Below are 22,179 nucleotides of genomic sequence, written 5' to 3'. Positions count from 1 at the left end.
ATGTAAGAATTCCTCTAAATCATATACTTTTCAATTATCCTTTTTTGCATTTCTTTATTATGTGATTTTCCAAAAACACTTAAAATGATATAGGCAAGAAGAGAAAATATGACTGGAAGCACCACACTGTGCATCCCAAATACTCCATCCATAAAGGTTACAATCACTATGTAGGAGAGTACTCCTACGAGGATGGAGCCCAGAGCCCCCTGAGCATTTCCTTTTTTCCAATACAGACCAAGTACAACAGGCCAAATGAATGCAGCCTCCAGTCCTCCAAAAGCAAATAAATTTAAAGTAATGAGAAAATCAGGAGGGCTGATTGCCATAAAGAATACAAGAATACCGACTATTCCTGTAACTCCCAGGCTCATTTGACGAATCTTCTTTTCCGGAGCAACAGGACTTACATAGTTTAAGTAGATGTCTTTCACAATGGATGAGCTGACTATCAAAAGAAGGGAGTCTACTGTAGACATGATGGCAGCCATAGGAGCAGCCAATACGATACCAGCCAGCCAGGGAGGAAGTACCTCCATTGCCAGGAGGGGCATCACAGTGTCCGGTGTCGTAAGACCTGGGAGCACCGCTCTTCCAAAAACACCTGTCAGATGCATCCCTAGCATAATGAATCCGACCACAATAGTTCCGATAATCAGAGCTGTATGCATAGCCTTTGAATTCTTATAGGACATTGCCCTTACTGCCACTTGAGGCAATCCAACTACCCCCACTCCCACCAGAATCCAAAAAGAGGAAACATAAAGCGGAGTGAGTGTGCCGTCCGCTCCAAAAGGAGTAATCAGGTTTGGATTTTCGGCAGTAAGTTCTCCCATTATGGCCGAGACTCCCCCTCCAGCGACGATTGTCCCGGCTAAAATGATCACCGTCCCTATCACCATCACCACACCCTGTATTCCATCTGTTATAGCTACAGCACGAAAACCTCCGATAATGACGTAGACTAAGACAGAGACCGCAAAAATGAACAGCGCAGTTGTATAAGAAAGGCCTGTAATCGATTCAATGAGGATTGCCCCGCCTATCCACTGTGCTGTCATGGCGGAAAATAGAAAAATGATGATACTTGCAGCGGACAGAATGACCACCCACTTGTTCTGATAACGTTCCTTCAGGAAATCGATCAGGGTGATTGCTTTCATTTTACGTGACATAATGGCAAACTTCTTCCCAAGAATAGTCAGGACAAAATATCCTGTCACCACTTGGATCATCGCAAGCATGACCCAGCCCAGTCCCGTATGATACGCAATCCCCGGTCCACCAATGAAGCTTGATGCGCTTCCATATGTTGCGACCATTGTCATGGCCAACAGCAGTCCACCCAGCTCCCTCCCTCCAAGAAAATAGTCCTGTACGAAGGAGTTGGAACGGGAGAGACTTCTAGATGCCGCGATTCCTATAAGAAATATAATAATTAAAAAAATGATAAGCGGAAGAATCACACCTATTTTCATCGTTCGTCCCCTTTCTCCGATTCCAGAGGAAGATCTTGTAAGAAATTTTTCACTACAACTATCACAATGGCAACTATTACGATAAAGCCGAGAATACAACTATAAAAAAACCAGTCCGGAAAACCCAGGATATAGGAATAGGATTCCACCGGCCTTGAACCGAAGCCATAGCCGAAACCATACCACCAAATAAAATGAAATACAGCCAACCCGACGCCTATCCAAGCCTCTTTATGCGCAATGGGATAACGCCAGTCCTTTTTAAACATTTCATCTCCATTTTTTCCCAAAACGAAATCCTCCTTTCACTCTTCTTTTATTAAGATTGACCAAACGCCCTTTTAGCCATCATTTCCACAGCCAGGTCGTCTGCAGGAGGATTATGCAAGCCTGCTCGGACGTCACGATAATGCCTTTGAAGAGGGTGTTCCGAATGCAGGCTTTGGGCACCAACCACCCTCATCGCTTCATCAACTACAGATAACGCAGTATTGGTCGCAATATATTTCGCAGCTGCAAGATCCTCCACCAGTTCATTCCGAGTGGCTGGTGAATCGTCCCACTTCTTGGCTACACTATATAAAAAATGCCTCGCAGCAGTTAACTCAATATCCATTATGCCGATCCGCTCCCGCACTTTCGGCACATGGCTTATCGGATGCGTAAGACTGTTTGGCTGATAGGCTTCTGCAAACTGGACAGCTTCGTTTCGGGCAGCTATTGCAATGCCAAGATAGCAGGCAGGTATATGCAGCAGCCAGCCTTGAGGTTTTGGCTCCGTTTTGCCTTTCTTGATATAAATAAGGCCTTCCGAATCAATTTTAACATTATCCAAGATCAAATCATCGCTTCTTGTGGCACGCATACTTACAGAATCCCACGTTTCGCAAATCGAGAGACCCTCCATTTCCCTGGATAAAAGAAACTCCCCTACTTCACCGGTATCTGCAATCGTGGCAGAGACTATGAAATAATCAAGGATTGGCGCCAAGGAAGTGAATGTTTTTCTTCCATTAAGAACCCATTCCCCAGTATCCGTTTTTCTTGCACGGGTTTCGGGAAGTCCCCCTCTTGCCGGGCTCCCTGTACCTGCTTCTGAATGGGCGGAGTTGATGATTTTTTTATCTTGAATAATGGAAGTGCATATCTTTTTAAAAGTATCCTCCGGCCAAACTAGGTATGTTGATATATTCATCATAATCCCCAGATGCCAGCCCAGGCAAAGTGCTGTCGGACCATCGCCCTGTGCGATCGTCTCTTGAAGAAGAATAAAGTCGTACAGTCCAAACCCCTTGCCTCCATAGTTTTCAGGTATGGTTGCATCCAGAAGGCCGGCTTTCTTTATCTCATCGAAATTCTCAAAAGGAAACCTTGCTTGCTGATCGTAGTTTGCAGCACGAGTTGCAAAAGAAGCAGAAAGATTCTTGGCAGCTTCAAGAAGATCCTTCTGAAACCGATTCGTTTCAAAAGTAGGAAGATGATTCATGCTCTTTTCCCCTTTTTTCAGTATTTCTATTATTTTATCACAAAGACAATAAAATCCTTTCATAATTTAGTACTGTCCACCTATTCCCTACCATTTAGTCGGATATTACTAGAATAGAATTTCTTGTAGAAAAAGAAGAGTAAGTGTCAAAATATTTTAAATATAGAGAATTATTTTTTGATTGCTATGTTTTTTTTCTATTTGCAGTAGTACAATAAAAAATGAAATCTTCATAGATTTCTATTTTTGTAAAATACAAGGGGGTAATTTTGTGAAGAGCAAGTTTTATCTTTTTTCCGCTTTACTATTAGTTGTTGCACTTTTATTGTCTGCTTGCAGCTTTAGTGAAAGCACGAGCAACAGTAATAACAACAACAACGAAGCAGAGAGTCCGACTGATTCGGAAAAAGATGGTACCACCGATGAAGAGGATTCATCTCCAAAGGTACTTCGACTTAACAATGGATCAGAACCTGGATCACTTCATCCAGCATTGGCTCAAGGAACGCACGATTCCTGGATACTTGAGCATACATTCGAGGGATTGACCAAGAAGAATGCAGAAGGGGATATTCAACCCGGTATGGCAAAGGAATGGAATACAGAGGACGGAGTAACCTGGACGTTCACATTGAAGGATGATGTTTACTGGTCCAACGGTGACCCAGTAACTGCTGAGGATTTCGAGTACGCATGGAAGCATGTATTGAATCCGGCTACTGCAGCCCAGTATTCCTATCAGCTTTATTACTTAAAAGGCGCAGAAGCTTACAACTCTGCTGAAGAAGGTGCAGATCTAGCGGCATTGGAAGCTGAAGTAGGGGTAAAAGCTGTAGACAGCAAGACTTTAGAAGTGACGCTTGCACAGCCGACACCTTACTTCCTGGATCTAACTTCTTTTTATACTTACTATCCAGTAAACAAAAAAGTTCAGGAAGCCAACAAGGATTGGGCCTTGGAAGCAGAAACACATGTTTCGAACGGTCCATTCTACTTGGCTGACTGGAAGCATAAAGAAAGCATCGCAATCAAAAAGAATGATAAATATTATGAAAAAGATATGATCAAGCTTGATGAGGTTCAATTTGTCATTATTGATGACGAGAACACAGCTTGGCAAATGTATCAGGCCGATGAACTTGATCTAGTGTATCCATTGCCACAGGATGTACAGGGTCAATTAATGGCAAGCGATGACGCTGAATTCCATATCGGACCTGATTTGGCAGTCTACTACTTTAATATCAATAACACGGAAAAACCGTTCAATAACGCAAAAATCAGAAAAGCACTTTCCTTGGCAATCGATCGCCAGACAATTGTGGAACATGTAGCACAAGGTGGTCAAACGCCTGCATACTCCATCGTTCCTCCAGGAATTCCTGATGTGAACGGAGACTACCAGGAAAATACGGGTAAATTATTTGAGGAAAATGTAGACGAAGCCAAAAAGCTTCTTGCTGAAGGTCTTGAAGAAGAAGGTCTGGATAAGCTTCCTTCCTTTGTATATCTGTATAACACATCCGAAGGACATAAGGCCATCGCTGAAGCAGTTCAGGAAATGTGGCGTAAAAACCTTGGTGTGGAAACTACGCTTGAAAATGTTGAGTTCCAGGTCAAATTGGACAGTGAACAAGCTGGTGACTATACTGTTTCACGTGCAGGCTGGGTTGGAGATTATGTAGATCCGATGACATTCCTGGATCTTTGGGTAAGTGATGGACCATACAATGATGCACGCTTCAAAAACAGCGAGTATGACGAGCTTATCTCGAAAGCAAAATCTACTCTTGATCAAGCTGAACGCATGGAAGCAATGCACGCGGCAGAAAAGATACTCATGGATGAAATGCCAATCATCCCAATCTATTTCTATACAAAACCGTATGTATTAAAGCCATCCGTAACAGGCATTTATGACCCAATCAACAGCTATCCACAGTTCAAGTATGCTGACATAAAGTAATGACAAGTGGAAGAGAGAGGGCCATTTCGGGTCCCTCCCTTCTTTTTTTAAAATGCTAGTTAACGGGGGTCACGATTCATGCTGAAATACACGTTAAAGCGACTAGGATGGGCAATCCTGACTTTATGGGCCATCATTACACTTACCTTCATCCTGATGCATAGTGTTCCTGGAGACCCATTTGCAAGAGAAGGCACCATGCCTGAATCCGTTAGGGAAAATCTAAATCGTTATTATAATCTGGACAAACCGAAGATCGTTCAATATGGACTTTACTTAAAAAGCGTTGTGATTGACCTGGATTTTGGTCCATCCTTAAAATCTTCTACACTGACGGTCAATGATTATATCAGTAAAGGCTTTCCCGTATCTTTTCACCTAGGTATACAATCTCTTATCATCGCCATTTCTTTCGGTCTGATATTAGGCATTATCGCCTCCCTCAATCGGAACAGGTGGCCGGATTATATTGCCATGATTCTTGCCATTATTGGCGTATCGGTTCCAAGTTTTATTCTTGCCACCATCCTCATCAACTATTTTGCAGTTGAGTGGAGACTTCTCCCTGTTGCAACATGGAAATCCTGGGCTCATACCATTCTTCCTTCAATATCTCTTGCAATGTTGCCGATGGCCTATATAGCAAGACTGATGCGTTCTAGTATGCTAGAAGTGATGGGACAGGATTATATACTCACAGCAACAGCAAAAGGATTATCCAGGAATACCATTGTGGTAAAGCACGCAATTCGCAATGCAATCCTTCCTGTGGTAACCGTAATCGGAATTATAGCAGCCAATCTTGTTACAGGCAGTTTCATTGTGGAAAGCATTTTTGGTATTCCAGGCATGGGAGACATGTTTGTAAATGGAATTTTCAACCGTGATTATCCTGTCATTCTTGGATCTACCATCTTCTACAGTGCCATATTAATATTCCTTATATTTGTAGTGGATGTTGCTTATACCTGGATTGACCCAAGAATTAAGGTGACAGGAGGCAACGGATGATGGGAGAAAGACAATATTCAAAAGATTTTGAAGCTATGTTTGAAAAGGTCGGGCACACTTCTTCCGAACAGGAAAAAATTGCTGGCCCCAGAATATCGTACTGGAAAGATGCCTGGATAAGGTTAAAAGCCAATAAATTGGCAATGGTTGGATTTGTTCTGATTATTTTAATGATCGTCATGGCAATTATTGGTCCTTATTTGACCGGTTATCATTACTTCGAACAGGATTTCACGAAGAAGAACCTCCGCCCAAACAGTGAGCATTGGTTCGGAACCGATTCATCAGGACGCGATCTATTTACGAGAGCCTGGTACGGAGCCCGCTATTCCCTGCTTATCGGACTGATGGCTGCCCTGATCGACTTTGTTTTTGGAGTATTATACGGTGGCATTTCTGCCTTGAAGGGCGGCAGAATGGACAACATCATGATGCGGGTCGCAGAAGTACTTTATGCAATCCCGTTTTTATTGATGGCTATTCTGATGATGGTCATTTTGGACCGCGGTCTTCTATCCATTATCATCGCTTTAACTATAACCGGATGGATCCCAATGGCGAGGCTGGTCCGGGGGCAGATGCTCCAATTGAAGGAATATGAATTCGTCCAGGCGGCAAATGCGATGGGTGCATCTACTGGCTGGAAATTGCGAAAACATATGATACCGAACACAATGGGGCCCATACTGGTCAATATGACATTGACGGTGCCAACTGCCATCTTTGCGGAAGCAACACTAAGCTTTCTGGGATTGGGAATCCCCGCACCAAAAGCCAGCTGGGGAACGATGGCCAGTGATGCTTTGGGAAGCATCCTTATAGGAAATTTTTATCAACTTCTAGTTCCTGCCATCCTCATCTCGTTAACCATGTTTGCGTTTAACGTATTCGGAGACGGTCTACGGGATGCACTAGATCCACGCTTAAGGAAATAAAGGAGGAATCTTTTTTGGCAAACCTATTAGAAGTGGAAAATTTACATGTATCCTTTCACACATACGCAGGAGAGGTTCAAGCCGTAAGAGGGGTTTCCTTTACGATAAAAGAGGGGGAAGCTTTGGCCATTGTCGGGGAATCCGGTTGTGGAAAAAGCGTGACCGCTAAAGCGATTATGCGACTGCTGCCCCCTGGAATTACCGATATTAAGGAAGGAAACATAACCTTTGCTTCCTCTAACCTGCTAGATTTACCTGAGAGAAAAATGCAATTATTCAGGGGAAAAGAAATGAGTATGATTTTCCAGGATCCAATGACATCCTTGAATCCTACTATGAAAATCGGAGAGCAGATAGCTGAAGGGCTGATGAAACATAACAAAATCTCATCCAAAAAAGCAGAAGTACAGGCTGTTGAACTGTTGAGGATGGTAGGTATACCTGAACCGGAGAGAAGGGTCCGACAGTATCCTCATGAATTTTCGGGAGGAATGAGACAACGTGCCATGATTGCCATAGCACTTGCCTGTCAGCCAAAGCTATTGCTTGCCGACGAACCGACCACCGCTTTGGATGTGACCATTCAAGCTCAAATACTTGAACTATTGAAGGAACTGCAACAAAAGCTTGGGACTTCCCTTGTTCTGATCACTCATGACCTTGGTGTAGTCGCAGAAACATGTGAACGGGTCGTTGTCATGTATGCAGGACAAGTGGTGGAAACAGGGAAAGTGGAGGATATTTTCAACAATCCCCTTCATCCTTATACTCAAGGTCTCTTAAAAACGATACCAAGAATAGACTTGGACAGAAAACAAACCTTGGAGCCGATACCCGGGACTCCTCCAGACCTGTTGGATCCTCCGAAGGGGTGTGCGTTCTTTGCTCGCTGCCCACATGCCATGAAAATATGTCAGTCAGAGAAACCGGAACTTTTGGAAATAGAAAACAAACAACTGGCCAGATGCTGGTTACACCACCCTATTGCCAAACGTATGTACAAGGATTGTTAGGAGGTCGGAGAATGGCAGGAAGCAATGCTTTAGTAGAGATTAAGAAATTACAAAAATACTTTTCTATCAGTGGTGGAACCGTCAAGGCTGTGGATGGGGTAGATCTCACCATCCACCAGGGGGAAACAGTGGGACTTGTCGGGGAAAGCGGCTGTGGGAAGTCGACCATCGGGAAAACAGCGATTCGATTACTTGAGGCTACTGCCGGAGAGGTTCTTTTTGAAGGAAAGAATATCTTCTCTTTATCACCGAGGGAAATGAAGGCGTTGCGTAAAGAGGTACAAATCATATTCCAGGATCCTTATGCCTCCCTCAATCCAAGGATGACCATTGAAGCGATTATTGGTGAACCCCTGGATATCCATCAAACATTGAAAGGCAAGGCAAGGAAGGATCGGATTAAAGAATTACTGAGACTTGTAGGGTTGAACGAGGATCACATGCAAAGGTTTCCACATGAGTTTTCCGGAGGACAAAGGCAGCGTATCGGAATAGCAAGAGCACTTGCCCTTCAACCGAAATTCATCGTATGTGACGAGCCGATTTCCGCGCTTGATGTATCTATCCAGGCACAAGTCGTCAATCTGCTTAAAGAATTACAGGATAGATTTAATTTAACCTATCTTTTCATAGCTCATGACCTCTCCATGGTACGCTACATATCAGATCGAATACTTGTTATGTATCTGGGTCAGATGGTCGAGCTTGCAGATAGCGATGAGCTATGCAAAGAGCCATTGCATCCTTATACTCAGGCTTTGTTGTCTGCAGTACCGACTCCTGTACCCAATGGAAGACGGGAGAGAATTGTACTGGCAGGAGATGTCCCAAGTCCGATGAATCCCCCTTCCGGCTGTGTGTTCCATACTAGATGTCCGCAAGCCATGGAAACTTGCAGAGTGGAGAAACCGAAATGGCAGGAGGTCAAGCCGGAACATTTTGTAGCTTGCCACTTGTATGAATAGTCTTTTTATGCCAATTTACAAAAATACTCTAGATAATACTAAAGAGCCATTTATTTAAGGCTCTTTTTTTTAAACCAGGCTCCGTTGAACACCGCTGTTGATTTCCGCACTAGGCTGCGCTTTCCGCGGGGCAGTGCTTGAGCCTCCTCGGCTTTGCCTGCGGGGTCTCAAGTCTACCGCTATCTCCCGCAGGAGTCTTCGCCTATTGCTCCAATCAACAGCTAGTATACCAAAAACAATTTTTTAAATTAATATAACCATAAGATTATAGTCTACCTTTTTTCTATGTACTCAAACTTGGAAAGTGCTTCATTCACAAAATCCAGATCCATTTCCATGTTCAAGGCTATCCTCTTGGCCCATTCCTCTTTTGAAGCAAGCGCAGCTTCAATCTTCAAACCGGAAAGACTGCTTTCAAAGCTTTCCCAGTTATAAAATTCCCAATGGGTAACTTCTTGCGTCCCTTTCCTTCTAACCCTCTTTTCACATAAAGCTTTCCAGATCCGCGCTTGGGACAATTCACCTGCTCTAAGTAAATCATCATTTGTATATGGGGTTAAAGGAAAAGTCTGTTTGGAAATTTTACCATGGTTTCTGATATAGGATATAGTGAATTCCTCGGCTTCTGCTTCAACTTTTACGTAAGCCCCAGGGAAGAAACCTTCTAACATACCCTCGCTAAGCCTATCGTTATTTTTCTCGACAAGTATGGGTTGTATCCATTGGTCCCCCAGATCACAATAGTACTTTTCACCATTTTCCCCTAATGCAACCACGGCTACATGAGCCTTTTCATCAAAAAAATCATGACCAATTGGATAAGCCTCAACACCAGCCTCTTTCAATTCAGCAAGGAGCCAGATTGCTAAATCAAAGCAGTTTCCACCAGCTCCAAATTTATCGAAATGCTCTTTCATTTCCATGACAGACCGCTGCTTCTTGTCCCTTTTATCATAAAAATAAGCTTTGGTGATGGTATCCATTCCGACACCATCAAATTTTCTCCATACCCTTAGGATGTTCTTTGGAGCCTCCACATTCATTCTTCCCCTCAGAAATATTTTAAACTATCCATTGTTTCTATGAGATTCATAGATTGGAATTAACACTGCACGACACTCTTTTTCATAAAACTCTATGGGTCCGGCTCCCTCAATCACGGCGTATCGATAATTCATTTTCTTCAGCTCAGACAAGCAATGGCGCAGTAATTGTGCTCCAAGTCCCTTGCTTCTCTCACCCTTAACAACTCCCATTGGTCCGAAGGTGCCTTTTTTATTTTCAAAGGACTCATAGCATGCAAATCCTACAATTCTATCTTTCTCTTCAGCTAGAAAAATGGATATTTCATCTTTTTGAAAGCCGTTTCGAATGGACTCTATCCAACCTGAACCAAACTGCTTCTCCACTAACTCCAATATAGCTGCCAGGTCTTTACTCTTTGCTCTTCTGATGAAGGTAGATGCCCCAACACTTTCCTGCACCTGGTAGTAATCCATTGCTACCAGTAAATCCCGAGATGAGCAGACCGTTTTTTCCACAAAGGCTCTATCCTTTTCGGTAAGAAGCGAGTGGATGATGGGTTCCAATTTAAGAAGAGCCTGCATTAAATGCCCTTCATTCAAACGGATCTGGTTGTATCTCTGCATCCTGCCTGCCGCATATAAAAATACGCTCTTTACTTCAGGAGAGACAGGCACTGTACAAAAAGGTAGAGTTATAGGAGTCGAGTGAAAAGGTTGAAGACTTTTAGAAAAATCATGTAAAAAAGTATATCCATATCCTTTTACTAGATAGGAGGATAATTCTTCACATACTCCGCTATTCTCTTCACATATAGCAAGAAATAAATGAAAAGGAGTAAGAACTTGATGCTCCTCCACTTTATCTGTCGCCAATTCCAGAATTCTATTTACTCGGTCGGTGAAAACGATGTCCATTCAGGCTAACACTCCCCTTCCACTGTTATCTTATAGTCAAGCTTTACTATGCTTTATTTTATCATTAATAAGGGAATTTTTAGAAGCTTTTGTGAATTTTTAGCCACACAAAAAATGGGACGTCCCAATTAAGGAACGTCCCTTCTACAACTAGTTCTTCAACATTTCATATACTTCTTCATCCAATTTCTTTGCAAGCTCTGCATCATATGTTTTTACATAATCCGGCTCCTGCGTGATTTGTCCACCATAGAAGATGACATCTTCCACAGACTCAACATCCACAGTGACAATGCGATATTTCATTGTTTTATCAATTACATCCGAAACCGTCCCTTTTCCGCTAATGGAATAGCAGCTGCCACCTCCAACTACTCCCAATAACAGATCAGGATTATCATCAATATTAAATGCGCTTTCGGCTTTATGTCCCAATGCAAATTTAATGGTCTTCCCATCCTGATGGGCAACCAGCCAAGAAACGATACTCAGGTTCGGTTTCTTCGTTTTCTTATCCGTCGTGATCAACGATACAATTTTTTCACCCTGAAGTAAGTCGATAAGTTCCTGTTTAAGCGTTGCTTCTACTCTTGCCATTTTGAAAAACCTCCTCTAAAATACATATTCATATTATATACATGGAATGGGTACGAATCCAAATATTACATTCATTACCCAATTATTGAAATTCACAAACGGAAGTTCCCTCATATACTCCTAAAATAGAAAAGGGCAGGAAAATATGACTTTTCCTGACCCCTTTTTGGGAGTTAATGATAATATTTACTTCTTCTTGCATAGCTTACGGATTCGGAAAATCTCCCCTGATTCTTTTTTCTTCTGCGGCGCTTTTGATTCCAGCCAAGTAGCCATAAAAAGACAAAAAGGATGACTAAAAAAATGCCCACAGAAAAGAAGCTGCTTTTTTGGTTTTCAGGCTGGGAGGAAGCTGAAGGGCTGTCCTGTTTTCCTGTGGATGCCAATGGACTTATTTCATTCTTCACCTGCTCCACAATTACATCTTCCTTAATGTTTTCCCGGTCACCTGTTTTCACTATAAGCTGATCTTCAGCATTTACTGCATAGCTGATTACCTCATCCGCCCGTTTGGAAACATGGATATCACTTGCCAGCATAAATTCTCTACCGGCAGCATCACTGATCATCTTACCTTTTGAAACTTCCACCGTTTCAAAATTGAGAAATCCATAATCAAGTAGGTTCATCGTGTCCTTATAGGAATAGTATTTGGAAGCTGCTTTTAATGTGACAACAAGCAGTTCCTTTCCATTACGCTCAGCGGTTGTGACTAGGGTATGGCCTGATTCAGGCACATATCCATTTTTCACTCCGGTAGTACCTTCATAATCCCATAACAGTCGATGATGATTGTAGAGGGTAGTTTCCCAGCCCTCGCCAATCCACTCCATCTCTTTCGTCCCTACAATTTCACGGAATGTCTCGTTTTTCATGGCATATTGGGCAATCTTCCCCATATCCTCTGCTGTCGTGACATGTTCTGGATCAAAAAGTCCATGAGGATTTTTGAAGGTGGTATTTTCTGTACCTATTTCATTTTCCACAAACTCTGTCATACGCTTGGCAAACTCTTTTTCACTGCCGTTCAAATGCTCTGCTATGGCTGTTCCTGCATCATTCCCGGAATTGATCAAAAGACCTTGTAAAAGTTTATGAAGTGTAACCTTCTCGCCCTCCAAGAGATAAACTCTCGAGCCATCCTGATTACGCGCCTTCTCACTGACCGTTACTATATCCTCCAGATTTCCCTCTTCAATGGCAATAATAGCCGTCACAATCTTGGTGATACTTGCTGGATACATGATTCTGTCACTGTCTTTCTCATAGAGAACATCGCCAGTTTCCGTGTCTATCAGTATGGCCGATTCACTAAATAGTTCTATATTTTGATTCGCATTTGTATGTTGAATAGGAAACCCAAGTATTAGCACGGTGGCTAATAGTACAATATTAATACATTTATTTATCATGAAAGAGACATACCTTTCTAATAGAAGTCTAGTATTCTACTTTAATTTTGTTTGTCAAAAAAACTCGAAAAAACTCCACATTGAATAGTGTAACGTAAAACATGACTATTTTCATAGTAATTTTCAAATTTGTAAAAAATGTAATGTAAAATTAATAGGAATCATAAAAAAGGAATTGAAGTAATGGGTTACCCATTTACTTTAATTCCTTTTCCATTACCAATAAAGGCTTTTCTTTGTATTGTACTTCTTTAATTTTCCTGAATCCCAGTCTCCCCCAAAAATCCAAGCCCCTGTTATTATCTTTATAGCATCCTAACCGAACTGCTGAAACTCGACGGTTCGTCATCAATTTTTCGTAATGCTGATATGCTTCCTTTGCCAAACCTTGCCCTTCAAAAGACTTATGAATAAGCAATAGTCCCAGCCACGGGAACCCGTCTTTTGGATTATACATGGTAAAATCAATGATCCCGATATGTTTTCCTTTCCACTTTAACAAGTATCTCTCTTTTTCTACCTCATCGTCTTCATGTTCGGTCAAAATGTCCTTCATATCCAGCTGGGGTTTACCATCTGATAATATATTATACTTCGGCTGTGAATTCATGATTTCCAATTCTTCTTTGATAAATGATTTTCCGCTTACCATCATCTCTAACATGGATATTCCTCCAAAAAAAGAAGAAAACCGATATTGCTTCAGGTTTTCTTCCCTATTATTAACTTATCGATTTACAGGTGTTTTTTCACAATATGCCTTCAAAAAAAATGCAGGATTCAATGGTTCCCCTGTTACCATTTCTATTTTCTTGTTCCAATGATGGGAACTGCCCGGCGCAAGGAATTCATCTCTGATATAGGCTCCGACTTGCGGAGTGAAGAACTCCTCGGAAATATTGGTTAAAATATATTGATGAAGCTGAGCGGAAGTAAGCTCCCCCAGCAGGTAATTCTGATAGTAGACCGGTGCCAATGTAAAGTGAATCTTCGCTGCCCAATCAGGGTTGCTGCAGTCCTCTGGAGGATTGACAAGCTGAATCTTTTCCACCGTTTCCCACCATAATGCATTTAAATCCTGATCCGGATTTTCATAAAGCGCTCTTTCAAAGAATACGAAAGTGATGATCCATCTTGCGGAAATGAGCATTTTTAGTTGTTCATGCTTTTCTAGACTTGGAGCTAATTTATCGAGAGTAGCCTCATCCAGCTTCAGGAACTTCGATAGCCATTCCCGGTTCTCCGTCATCTTACCAAAAAGCATTGCAATGGCTTCCGTAGTCAGGATATGTGCAGGACTGCGAAGCAATGCCGGCAAATCACGATTGGTATATTTATTGTAGGCTGCATGCCCGAATTCATGAAGCATCGTTCCCATCCAATATGTATTATCCACATTATTGCATAATACCCGGATGTCCCCTTCACGGTCCATATCCATGCAGAACGCAGTTGGGTTTTTCCCATCACGCGGATTCAAGTCTGAGGACGCATATAGCCCTTCAATCGGCATATCCATCGAATTGAATGTTTCGGCTGTAAGTGTCTCCAAGTTTTTGCCTTTAAAGAAAGGATCAAGGTTTACATCCTTGTTGGCAGGAGCTTCCTGGAAGAATGGATCAGAATAATGCCATGGACGCAGTTCAGATACTTCCACCTGGAATTTCTCCGCAAGGGAGGCATCCAGTTCACTTTTTAATGCACGGAAGGTTTCATCCGACTGCTCCACAAGGTTGGTGAAAATGGAGAAAATCTCTTCCATATCCAGCTCCTGATTCGCGAATGCCATCTTATAATAGTTTTCATATCCGAGGTTTCGAGCTGCTTCATTTCGCTTTTTTACAAGCTCAAGCAGCTTGGACGATACTTCCGCCCCAACTTCCTTGCTGGCTTTCCAAGCTTTCTCCCGTTCTTCATTATTTGTGCTATTTACCAGAATATCCCGGATGTCGTTTGCTGAAAGCTTCCTGCCATCCACTTCGGGCATATACGTATTAAAAAGATAATTCAGCTCCGAAGACATGGAAGCAAGTTCTTCAATCGTCTCCTTGGACATTTGATTCTCTTTCATTTCCGTTTCCAATAGCTCCAATTGGCGCTTCTGCTCTGCACAGAGGTCTTCTTTGGTAAGTAATTCCTTCACTTTTTTATAACGTTCACCATCTGAGTAGTAAAGACTGAACTCACTTGATGCTTTTCCTGCTTCCTCTGCCCACTTTTTTTCCCCGGTTGTCTGTGCCATCCAGCCTGCATAGGATGATTTTTTCAATAGTATCTGAAATTGTTCATTCTGTTCTTTTAAGAATTGCTCTACTGTCATATAATTCCCTCCCGTTTAAAAGCCTGTCATACATATTGGTTTTGGTAATGCTGAAAAAATCAAGTGTAATTCTTTGAGATATTTGTCATCAGAAAGCTGAACCAATCCAAATTGATATAAATCTGTGAAACTAGTTGAACCCATGATTAAAGATGAAAATTCACTGATTGATAGCTTTACAATAACATCCGGTTCTATATCTTCCATTACAACTGCATACCCATCGTGGAAATTGACCGATGCTTCATGAGTAAGTTTCGCAAAAGTATCCGTCACACACCATTTGACATTCAAGTTTGCCGAACCGAAGGAATCTGCAGTAGTCTGCTCAAACAATGCCCGAACATCCAATACCTTATACATGAGCCCCACACCCGCTGCATTGCTTTCATGATAAACATGTGGCATCAGATTATCAGAGCCGTTTCTTGGGTCATTCAGCAAGAAGTGAAAAGCCTCCTGCTGAGTATTCCAGATAATCTGGTGAATCTGATCCTGCTGCGACTGTAAAAACGTGCAAAGCTCCATTAATGCTTCCCTTGTCTCCCAAACGAATTCTTTCATTAGGATATGATTGGAGATGAAATTACCAGACTTACTATTTTCAAAAGAGAATACACAATACCCCTTGCATTCGTCTTCCTGCCAGACGCCAAAAATCTTAAGCTTGGGATCCTGGAATAACCTCAACATATCTTCCTCGGACCGCACAATCATGCCATGGTTTTTCAAAGAAAACCTTGAATAGCATTTGTGAAGTTCCCCAACGTTTTCTTCCGAGAGTTTCTTCATGTTTTGTTTTGATGGACCTTTAGGCAATTCTTTCGGTGCGAAACGGTATTGATTCATCTTGCTCCCATATCCGTAGCCCATCCTCCTATAGAAATCCGGGCGGAAAGGATATAAAGCAGCAATGACTGTTCCTTTTTCCCGATAGTACTGTTCAAAATATGTGATCAGTTCCATGGCGATCTTTTCTTTCTTGTTAAGCAGATCCACACAGACAAATCCAACTCCACCAAGATCGATTTGATGAGAGAGAAAGTTCATCGTAAAGTCATGTAAAAGCATGCCGCCAACAAGCGTGTTTCCCGAATATGCCCCAAAAAGATTTTTCCCATCAGATTCCGTCTGCTTCTCAAGCCGCCCAACCAGATTCTGTTTATCTTCCAGGGTATTCACTCCCATACCGGGATAGGCATTCCTGGCAACCTCTACAAAGGAAGGAATATCAACCCTTGATAATGACCGGATGCTTACCACGCTAGACTCCCCCTCGGACACCTTCTTTTATTCCCTTTTTCATCCAGACCTGGCCTATCCTTTTTGTAAATCCCTTATCAAGCAGGAATTGATAAACCCTTTTATTGGAGATGGCGAAGAATGCCACGGTACAGACATAGTTGACGGAGGATGGTGGAAACAAATACGAAAATAAGGAATCGATCAAGTATTCCGTATTCCCTTTATCTTCCTTAACATAACAATGTGTGACAGTGACGGCTTTCAGAGTTCCTTCCCCGTCAAACTCCCTTTTGAAAAGCCCGTATGCAACTGTTTCCCCCTCGTTATTCAACAGCTGTAGTGCCTGCCCTTCCCTCATGGAAAACCACTGGCTTTGCCATGGGGTGTCATGTTTATAAATGGGTAGATACTGCGCATCATGTGCAGACGTGAAAATAGCCTGGTAGTCCAGTGCTCCATAAAATTCAGGAACATCCTCAGTCCTTAAGTGCACCACTTCATCCACAATTTTGTATCCCTTTTTTTCATACAAGCTGATGGCCTTTGTGTTTTCTGTTATTGCTTCCAGGGTGCTTACTTCCACATTTGCTTCATCATATATATCGAGAGCCTTATCGATTAATAATTTCCCTACACCTTTTCTTCGGTAATCGGTTGCTACTCCTGTTCCACCGTTCCAGGCAACTTTTTTTCCTTCGATGGTTTTGACTCCACTTAACAGGATCCCGATCGGCTTTTGCTGGTCGAATGCCACAATCGATAATGAGGCTGATAGGTTTTCATGCCCCAGTCTAGTTGTAAAACGATCCACATCCATTTTCGCATCAAAAAAATAGCCTTCAAAGCCAGTGTTCCATGCAGCAACCGCTTCTTCCAATTTGCACTCACTCAATTTTTTGATGGTAAACAATGTTTTTCCCCCTTTTGTCATTTAAGCGCTTGTTTTTCTTTTATATTTCTTCATACGCCCGCTTTGTTTCTTTTTCAATAATGATTAGATAGCCTTTAATACGGATAATCCACATGGGCAATCCCCGCCTTGTCAGTTTCTTTTTAATTCTATTTAAACTGACCGGACAGTCTATTTTGAGAGTAAAAAAAGGCGTGAGTAAACCGACCACTCAGTTTATTTTCATTTAAGCATGAATTTTCGAAAAGTTCAATTTAATCTTTTCGACAAATTCCTCTCTCTTTATCCAACTACTCTAAGGAGTTAACCATGGAGTTGATGACATTTTCCAACTGGTTGACCAGCCTCTCATAGAGCTCATCATTTTCCATCACACATTGATAGAAACAGATTCCATCGAAAGAGCTCCAAAACACATTCCCAATAAAATCTACATCAAGCTTGTCTGGGAACTCTCCTTTATCGACACCGAATTGAATAATATCCGTTAAGATCTTTTTATAGACCATCTGGTAACGATTGTACATGAAATCCTTTGTCAACTCATTCCGAACCGAGCTTAGCCAAAACTCGATATGTACCCTACTTGTATTTTCCCAGTTAGGATTCACTTTTACCTGCGAGCGGAACACTTCAAAAAAATGGTCGAGTCTTTCCTTCGCAGTTGGCAGTTTTTCAAGCTTCCCCCTGAGCACCTCAAAGCTTTGGTTGGAATTTACATTCATTAATTCAATATAAATCTCGTCCTTACTTTTGAAATAATTGTAAATGGCTCCTTTACTCATGCCGGAGTGTTTCACAATATCATCGATGGTAGCGACCTGGAACCCTTTTTCTGCAAAACAAGCCAGAGCACTTTCGAGAATCATTTTTCTCTTCTTTTCCTTATACTCTTCGGAAACTGCAGGTGGCATCTCCATTCTCCCTTCCATATAAACGACTAGTCGGTTTATTATTTCAATGATACACCATCCTTTAAAAAATGACAGTAAATTCTAAAGAAAAAGAAAACTTTTTTCACAACCCTTTATTCGAACATCTGGAATAAGTGATATCTATAATGAAAGAAGGAGAGGAGGAAACCGGATGATAACAATTAAAAGTGAACGTGAAATTATTATGATGCACGAAGCAGGCAAACTGCTGGCATCGTGCCACAAGCTACTGAAGAAAAAAATAAAACCTGGGGTTACTACTCTTGAGATAGATCTGTTTGTGGAAGAATATCTTATTGCACACGGAGCAACTCCGGAGCAAAAAGGATACAGAGGCTACAAATATTCAACCTGCGCTTCCATCAATGATGAAATATGTCACGGATTCCCACGAAAGGAGCCTCTAAAGGAAGGAGATATCGTAACCATAGATTGTGTGGCCAATTTGAATGGGGCACTTGCAGACTCTGCCTGGTCCTATCCCGTAGGAAAAGTAAGTACAGAAGCTAAGGACTTGCTGACTGTTACAGAAGAAGCTCTCTATATCGGCATTGCTCAAGCAATTGCTGGCAACAGGACAGGTGATATCGGTCAGGCCATTCAAGAGTATGTGGAAGGCAGGAACTATTCTGTTGTTCGGGACTTCACTGGACATGGTATAGGAAGGAACATACACGAGGAGCCACAAATCTTTCATTATGGAACAAAAGGCAGGGGGATGCGCCTTAAGGAGGGAATGGTAATTACGATTGAGCCCATGGTCAATATCGGATCATGGTTTTCCATGCTGGACGATAACGGCTGGACCGCCAGAACCGTCGATGGCATGCTCTCAGCACAATATGAACATACAATCGCCATCACGAAGGATGGACCATTGATTCTGACTTCTCAGGATAATTAATAGACTTCATGCTTATACTAGCGGTCAATCTTTATTGGTCGCTAGCTTTTGTATTTCCGTCGAAAGAAATGTACGAAAAAAACAGTAACCCTAGGATTACTGTTCTCTATTTCCCAGCACTTCCTTTTTCAAAATGGAGAAAACATTTGCATCATGAAAGTTTCCCCCTTGAAACAGGTAGCTGCGAAGCATTCCTTCATGGGTGAAACCCACCTTTTCCAATACTTTTCTGGAACCTACGTTTTCCGGATATACATTGGCACCGATTCGCTGAAACTTCATGGTGTCGAAGCCATAATGTACTAACGACCGGATTGCTTCAGTTGCATATCCCTTCCCCCAGTGTTCCACCTCTATTTCATAGCCGATCTCTGCCCGCAGGTGCTTTTCGGAAATGGCATGGAATCCACAAGTACCTATTAGTTTATTAGTGCTTTTCTCCACAATGCCCCAGCGAAAAAGCATATTATAATCATCCAGGAAGTCTTTAATAAATTTATCCGCCTCCAACCTGGATTGGAATGGCTCCATCCCATAATATTTTGTCATCTCCGGATTTGAAAAATAGCTGTATATAGTATCAGCGTCCTTTAATGATAAGCTGCGCAATTGCAAGCGCTCTGTCCTGAGCATTGGTACTGGTTTCAACAATTCTCCCCTACCCTTCTGTCATCTCCGCTACAATATATTGGTTTGTCCACATCTTCAGCATCAGAACGAGGCTCTCGTCCCCTCTGGTAAAAACGAAAGTGGAGCCAAGCTGATCTGTCAGAAGCCAGCCTTCTGTTTCAATGAGGGACAGTACCTCCTGAAACCCTCCCCCTTCATCCATCCTGGCCATTACCGTCACAGTCTCCTCTTCAGTGGAGATGATCACAACTTCCTTTCCCAAAAGTGCAAGCTTGACAGCACCTCGAACATTTTCATTAAAAGAGAGAAGCACACCTGTCACCAAAAATACACCTGCAACTATCAATAATGGCCATTTATATTTCATTCACATCACCTTTACACCTATATTTTTCTACCCAAGATTACCAAATCCCTTTTTACTCCTTCGAGTTCTGCCACATTCGGCAAATAGCCCCATTTTTTAAAACCAAATTTTTTGAAAAGGCCGATACTTGGGAGATTGTGTGCAAAAATGAAACCTAGAAGATTTTCAATCCCAAGTCCTGGGCATGCCTCCAATGCGTATTTCAGCAGATATGCGCCAAGACCTTTACCTCTGGTGTTCTCATGCAGATAGATGCTGACCTCGGCAGTTGCCTGATAGGCTGGCCTCCCGTAAAAGGATTGGAAACTCAGCCATGCACATATTTCATTCTTCTCTTTGTCTACAACCACCCATAATGGTCTGTTCACCTCATTATGATCGTGGAACCAGGAAAGCTTGTCCTCCACTGAAATTGCATTTGTATCGGCTGTAACCATTTTGCTCTCAATGGTCGAGTTGTAAATGTCGACAATGGCAGGAAGGTCTTTTTCCTCTGCATTTCTAATTTCTAATTGTGGGTTTTCCATGATGATTCACCTTTCTAGTATTCTATGCTTTCTACTTTTATTTAGTATATAATTTCATTTCAAATCTGAATAGATAAAAAAAACCAGCCATACTAGACTGGTCTTACCCTTTCATTTTATCCCCTACAAATTGGACATCTGTTCCAACAATTATTTGCAGATTTGTTTGGTTTACTTTTATGACTCCTTTGGCCCCATGTTGTTTTAATGAATTTTCTTGTACTTTACTCATATCCTTGATCGTTAATCTGAGTCTGGTTGTACAATAATCAACAGCAGCAATATTTTCCTTACCACCAATATCATCTATAAAATTACGAGCCATTACAGAATATTTATCTTCACCTGTTCCCTTTTCTTCAATTATATCCTCTTCATCTTCTCGACCTGGTGTTTTTAAATTAAAGGTTTTAATAAGAAAATAAAAAACAAAGAAATAGACTGCACCATAAGCTAAGCCGATGATTAAAAGTAACAACGGCTGTTGTGCTATTCCCCAATTCAAGAAAAAGTCGATGGCACCGGCAGAGAATCCAAAACCGTGCTTAATATCCAATAAGTAAACAATAACCATGGAACTTGCTGTCAACAATGCATGGATGACATATAAAAACGGAGCCAGGAACATGAAAGTAAACTCAATCGGCTCTGTAATACCAGTTAAAAATGAAGTAAAGGCGATACCAATCAGCATTCCTGATACAGCTTTACGGCGATGTTTTTTTGCTGTTGCAACCATCGCCAGCGCTGCTGCAGGCAAACCGAACATCATGACAGGGAAGAAACCGGCCATAAATATACCAGCTGACGGGTCACCAGCAAAGAATCGATTTAAATCCCCAGTTGCACCATTATATTCTCCAAATACAAACCACACTAAACTATTTAATACATGATGCAAACCTATTGGAATAAGAAGACGGTTCAAGAATCCAAAAATACCAACTCCGACTGCTCCTGCATCTATTATCCACTGGCCGATGTTGTTTATAAATTCTTGGATAGGAGCCCAAATGACTCCAAATATTCCTGCTAAGATTACCATCACAGTAGCGGTAATAATAGGAACAAAACGTCTTCCTGCAAAAAAACCAAGCCAATCTGGCATTTTAATATCATGAAACCTGTTGTAAAGCACTCCTGCTACAACCCCTGATATTATCCCGCCTAGTATGGCCATATCAATCTCTTCATTAATTGCTTGGGTACCACTTACTAATACCAGGTAACCTATTGCAGCAGCCAAGGCCGCAGATCCATTATTGTCTTTGGCGAAACCAATCGCTATCCCAATAGCAAATATAAGAGCAAGATTAGCAAATACTGCGTTCCCTGCGTTTGCAATAAACTCAATATCCAATAAGTCCTCTTGTCCAATTCTTAATAATATTGCTGCAGCGGGAAGCACCGCAATCGGCAACATTAGTGATTTTCCGATTTTTTGTAAAAAACCAATCATTTTTATCAATTCTCCTTATCCTTTTGTAAGTGCTTGCAACGAAGTAATACTAGCACACCTTTTAAATAGTTGTCTATAC

The 22,179-nt window shown here is 41.8% G+C and carries 22 protein-coding genes; 6 read left to right on the top strand and 16 right to left on the bottom strand.

The genetic code is table 11. From position 1 onward, the window contains the following. Nucleotides 1–14 precede the first annotated feature (14 nt). The 3 genes from panF to ACFVAD_RS04475 are packed head-to-tail and all read right to left on the bottom strand — an operon-like array spanning nt 15 to nt 2,964. Entirely contained in the window at nt 15–1,478 is a 1,464-nt protein-coding gene (gene panF / locus ACFVAD_RS04485; protein WP_386636517.1) for a sodium/pantothenate symporter, read from the bottom strand. Continuing rightward, a complete protein-coding gene (locus ACFVAD_RS04480) occupies nt 1,475–1,747 on the bottom strand; it encodes a YhdT family protein (protein WP_386636617.1) in 273 nt (90 codons plus the stop codon). The genes panF and ACFVAD_RS04480 overlap by 4 nt, the downstream gene beginning before the upstream one ends. A gap of 50 nt (nt 1,748–1,797) precedes the next feature. Continuing rightward, nucleotides 1,798–2,964 (bottom strand): acyl-CoA dehydrogenase family protein, encoded by a 1,167-nt coding sequence (locus ACFVAD_RS04475; RefSeq protein WP_386636515.1) that lies wholly within the window; start codon nt 2,962–2,964, stop codon nt 1,798–1,800. Between the two features lie 271 nt (nt 2,965–3,235). On the opposite strand from ACFVAD_RS04475, the gene ACFVAD_RS04470 reads away from it, so the two are divergent. The 5 genes from ACFVAD_RS04470 (at nt 3,236) to ACFVAD_RS04450 (ending at nt 8,854) form a co-directional block, all read left to right on the top strand. Continuing rightward, nucleotides 3,236–4,930 carry a peptide ABC transporter substrate-binding protein gene (locus tag ACFVAD_RS04470; RefSeq protein ID WP_386636513.1) on the top strand — a complete coding sequence of 565 codons (1,695 nt, stop codon included), beginning with the start codon at nt 3,236–3,238 and terminating at the stop codon, nt 4,928–4,930. A gap of 78 nt (nt 4,931–5,008) precedes the next feature. Further along, nucleotides 5,009–5,941, top strand: a complete 933-nt coding sequence (locus tag ACFVAD_RS04465; RefSeq protein ID WP_386636511.1) for an ABC transporter permease — start codon at nt 5,009–5,011, stop codon at nt 5,939–5,941. Beyond that, complete coding sequence (locus tag ACFVAD_RS04460) at nt 5,938–6,876, top strand: ABC transporter permease (protein ID WP_386636509.1); 939 nt, start codon at nt 5,938–5,940, stop codon at nt 6,874–6,876. Before ACFVAD_RS04465 ends, ACFVAD_RS04460 begins: the two co-directional genes overlap by 4 nt. 14 nt (nt 6,877–6,890) lie before the next feature. Further along, the gene (locus ACFVAD_RS04455; protein ID WP_386636507.1) at nt 6,891–7,889 is read left to right on the top strand and encodes an ABC transporter ATP-binding protein; all 999 of its coding nucleotides are present in this window, start codon (nt 6,891–6,893) and stop codon (nt 7,887–7,889) included. 11 nt (nt 7,890–7,900) lie between these two features. Continuing rightward, a complete protein-coding gene (locus ACFVAD_RS04450; RefSeq protein ID WP_386636505.1) occupies nt 7,901–8,854 on the top strand; it encodes an ABC transporter ATP-binding protein in 954 nt (317 codons plus the stop codon). 272 nt (nt 8,855–9,126) lie between these two features. On the opposite strand, the gene ACFVAD_RS04445 is transcribed toward ACFVAD_RS04450, so the two are convergent. The 9 genes from ACFVAD_RS04445 to ACFVAD_RS04405 form a co-directional block, all read right to left on the bottom strand. Then, nucleotides 9,127–9,891 (bottom strand): hypothetical protein, encoded by a 765-nt coding sequence (locus ACFVAD_RS04445; protein WP_386636503.1) that lies wholly within the window; start codon nt 9,889–9,891, stop codon nt 9,127–9,129. A 30-nt stretch (nt 9,892–9,921) separates the two neighbouring features. Then, nucleotides 9,922–10,794: a GNAT family N-acetyltransferase gene (locus ACFVAD_RS04440; RefSeq protein WP_386636501.1), complete on the bottom strand. Its 873-nt coding sequence runs from the start codon at nt 10,792–10,794 to the stop codon at nt 9,922–9,924. Between the two features lie 150 nt (nt 10,795–10,944). Next, nucleotides 10,945–11,391: a PNPOx family protein gene (locus tag ACFVAD_RS04435; protein WP_386636499.1), complete on the bottom strand. Its 447-nt coding sequence runs from the start codon at nt 11,389–11,391 to the stop codon at nt 10,945–10,947. Between the two features lie 173 nt (nt 11,392–11,564). Further along, on the bottom strand, nt 11,565–12,803 hold the full coding sequence (locus tag ACFVAD_RS04430; protein WP_386636497.1) for a D-alanyl-D-alanine carboxypeptidase family protein: 1,239 nt from the start codon (nt 12,801–12,803) through the stop codon (nt 11,565–11,567). Nucleotides 12,804–12,999: 196 nt separating this feature from the next. Next, nucleotides 13,000–13,467, bottom strand: coding sequence for a GNAT family N-acetyltransferase (locus ACFVAD_RS04425; RefSeq protein WP_386636495.1), 468 nt, complete (start codon nt 13,465–13,467; stop codon nt 13,000–13,002). Between the two features lie 63 nt (nt 13,468–13,530). Beyond that, entirely contained in the window at nt 13,531–15,123 is a 1,593-nt protein-coding gene (locus ACFVAD_RS04420) for a M3 family metallopeptidase (RefSeq protein WP_386636493.1), read from the bottom strand. Nucleotides 15,124–15,138: 15 nt separating this feature from the next. Continuing rightward, the gene (locus ACFVAD_RS04415; RefSeq protein WP_386636491.1) at nt 15,139–16,386 is read right to left on the bottom strand and encodes a GNAT family N-acetyltransferase; all 1,248 of its coding nucleotides are present in this window, start codon (nt 16,384–16,386) and stop codon (nt 15,139–15,141) included. A gap of 1 nt (nt 16,387) precedes the next feature. Beyond that, the gene (locus ACFVAD_RS04410; protein WP_386636489.1) at nt 16,388–17,278 is read right to left on the bottom strand and encodes a GNAT family N-acetyltransferase; all 891 of its coding nucleotides are present in this window, start codon (nt 17,276–17,278) and stop codon (nt 16,388–16,390) included. Between the two features lie 290 nt (nt 17,279–17,568). After that, nucleotides 17,569–18,192, bottom strand: a complete 624-nt coding sequence (locus ACFVAD_RS04405; RefSeq protein WP_386636487.1) for a TetR/AcrR family transcriptional regulator — start codon at nt 18,190–18,192, stop codon at nt 17,569–17,571. A gap of 172 nt (nt 18,193–18,364) precedes the next feature. On the opposite strand from ACFVAD_RS04405, the gene map reads away from it, so the two are divergent. Beyond that, entirely contained in the window at nt 18,365–19,117 is a 753-nt protein-coding gene (gene map, locus ACFVAD_RS04400; protein WP_386636485.1) for a type I methionyl aminopeptidase, read from the top strand. Nucleotides 19,118–19,213: 96 nt separating this feature from the next. On the opposite strand, the gene ACFVAD_RS04395 is transcribed toward map, so the two are convergent. The 4 genes from ACFVAD_RS04395 to nagE form a co-directional block, all read right to left on the bottom strand. After that, nucleotides 19,214–19,765, bottom strand: a complete 552-nt coding sequence (locus ACFVAD_RS04395) for a GNAT family N-acetyltransferase (RefSeq protein WP_386636483.1) — start codon at nt 19,763–19,765, stop codon at nt 19,214–19,216. 10 nt (nt 19,766–19,775) lie between these two features. After that, nucleotides 19,776–20,114, bottom strand: a complete 339-nt coding sequence (locus ACFVAD_RS04390; RefSeq protein WP_386636481.1) for a hypothetical protein — start codon at nt 20,112–20,114, stop codon at nt 19,776–19,778. Between the two features lie 17 nt (nt 20,115–20,131). Next, a complete protein-coding gene (locus tag ACFVAD_RS04385) occupies nt 20,132–20,641 on the bottom strand; it encodes a GNAT family N-acetyltransferase (RefSeq protein WP_386636479.1) in 510 nt (169 codons plus the stop codon). A gap of 103 nt (nt 20,642–20,744) precedes the next feature. Continuing rightward, on the bottom strand, nt 20,745–22,100 hold the full coding sequence (gene nagE / locus ACFVAD_RS04380) for an N-acetylglucosamine-specific PTS transporter subunit IIBC (RefSeq protein WP_386636477.1): 1,356 nt from the start codon (nt 22,098–22,100) through the stop codon (nt 20,745–20,747). Between the last annotated feature and the right edge of the window lie 79 nt (nt 22,101–22,179).

Origin of the sequence: Sutcliffiella sp. NPDC057660 (assembly GCF_042800035.1) — a bacterium.
In the GTDB taxonomy this organism is placed as follows: domain Bacteria; phylum Bacillota; class Bacilli; order Bacillales; family Bacillaceae_I; genus Sutcliffiella_A.
This window is presented reverse-complemented; position numbering and strand designations above follow the sequence as displayed.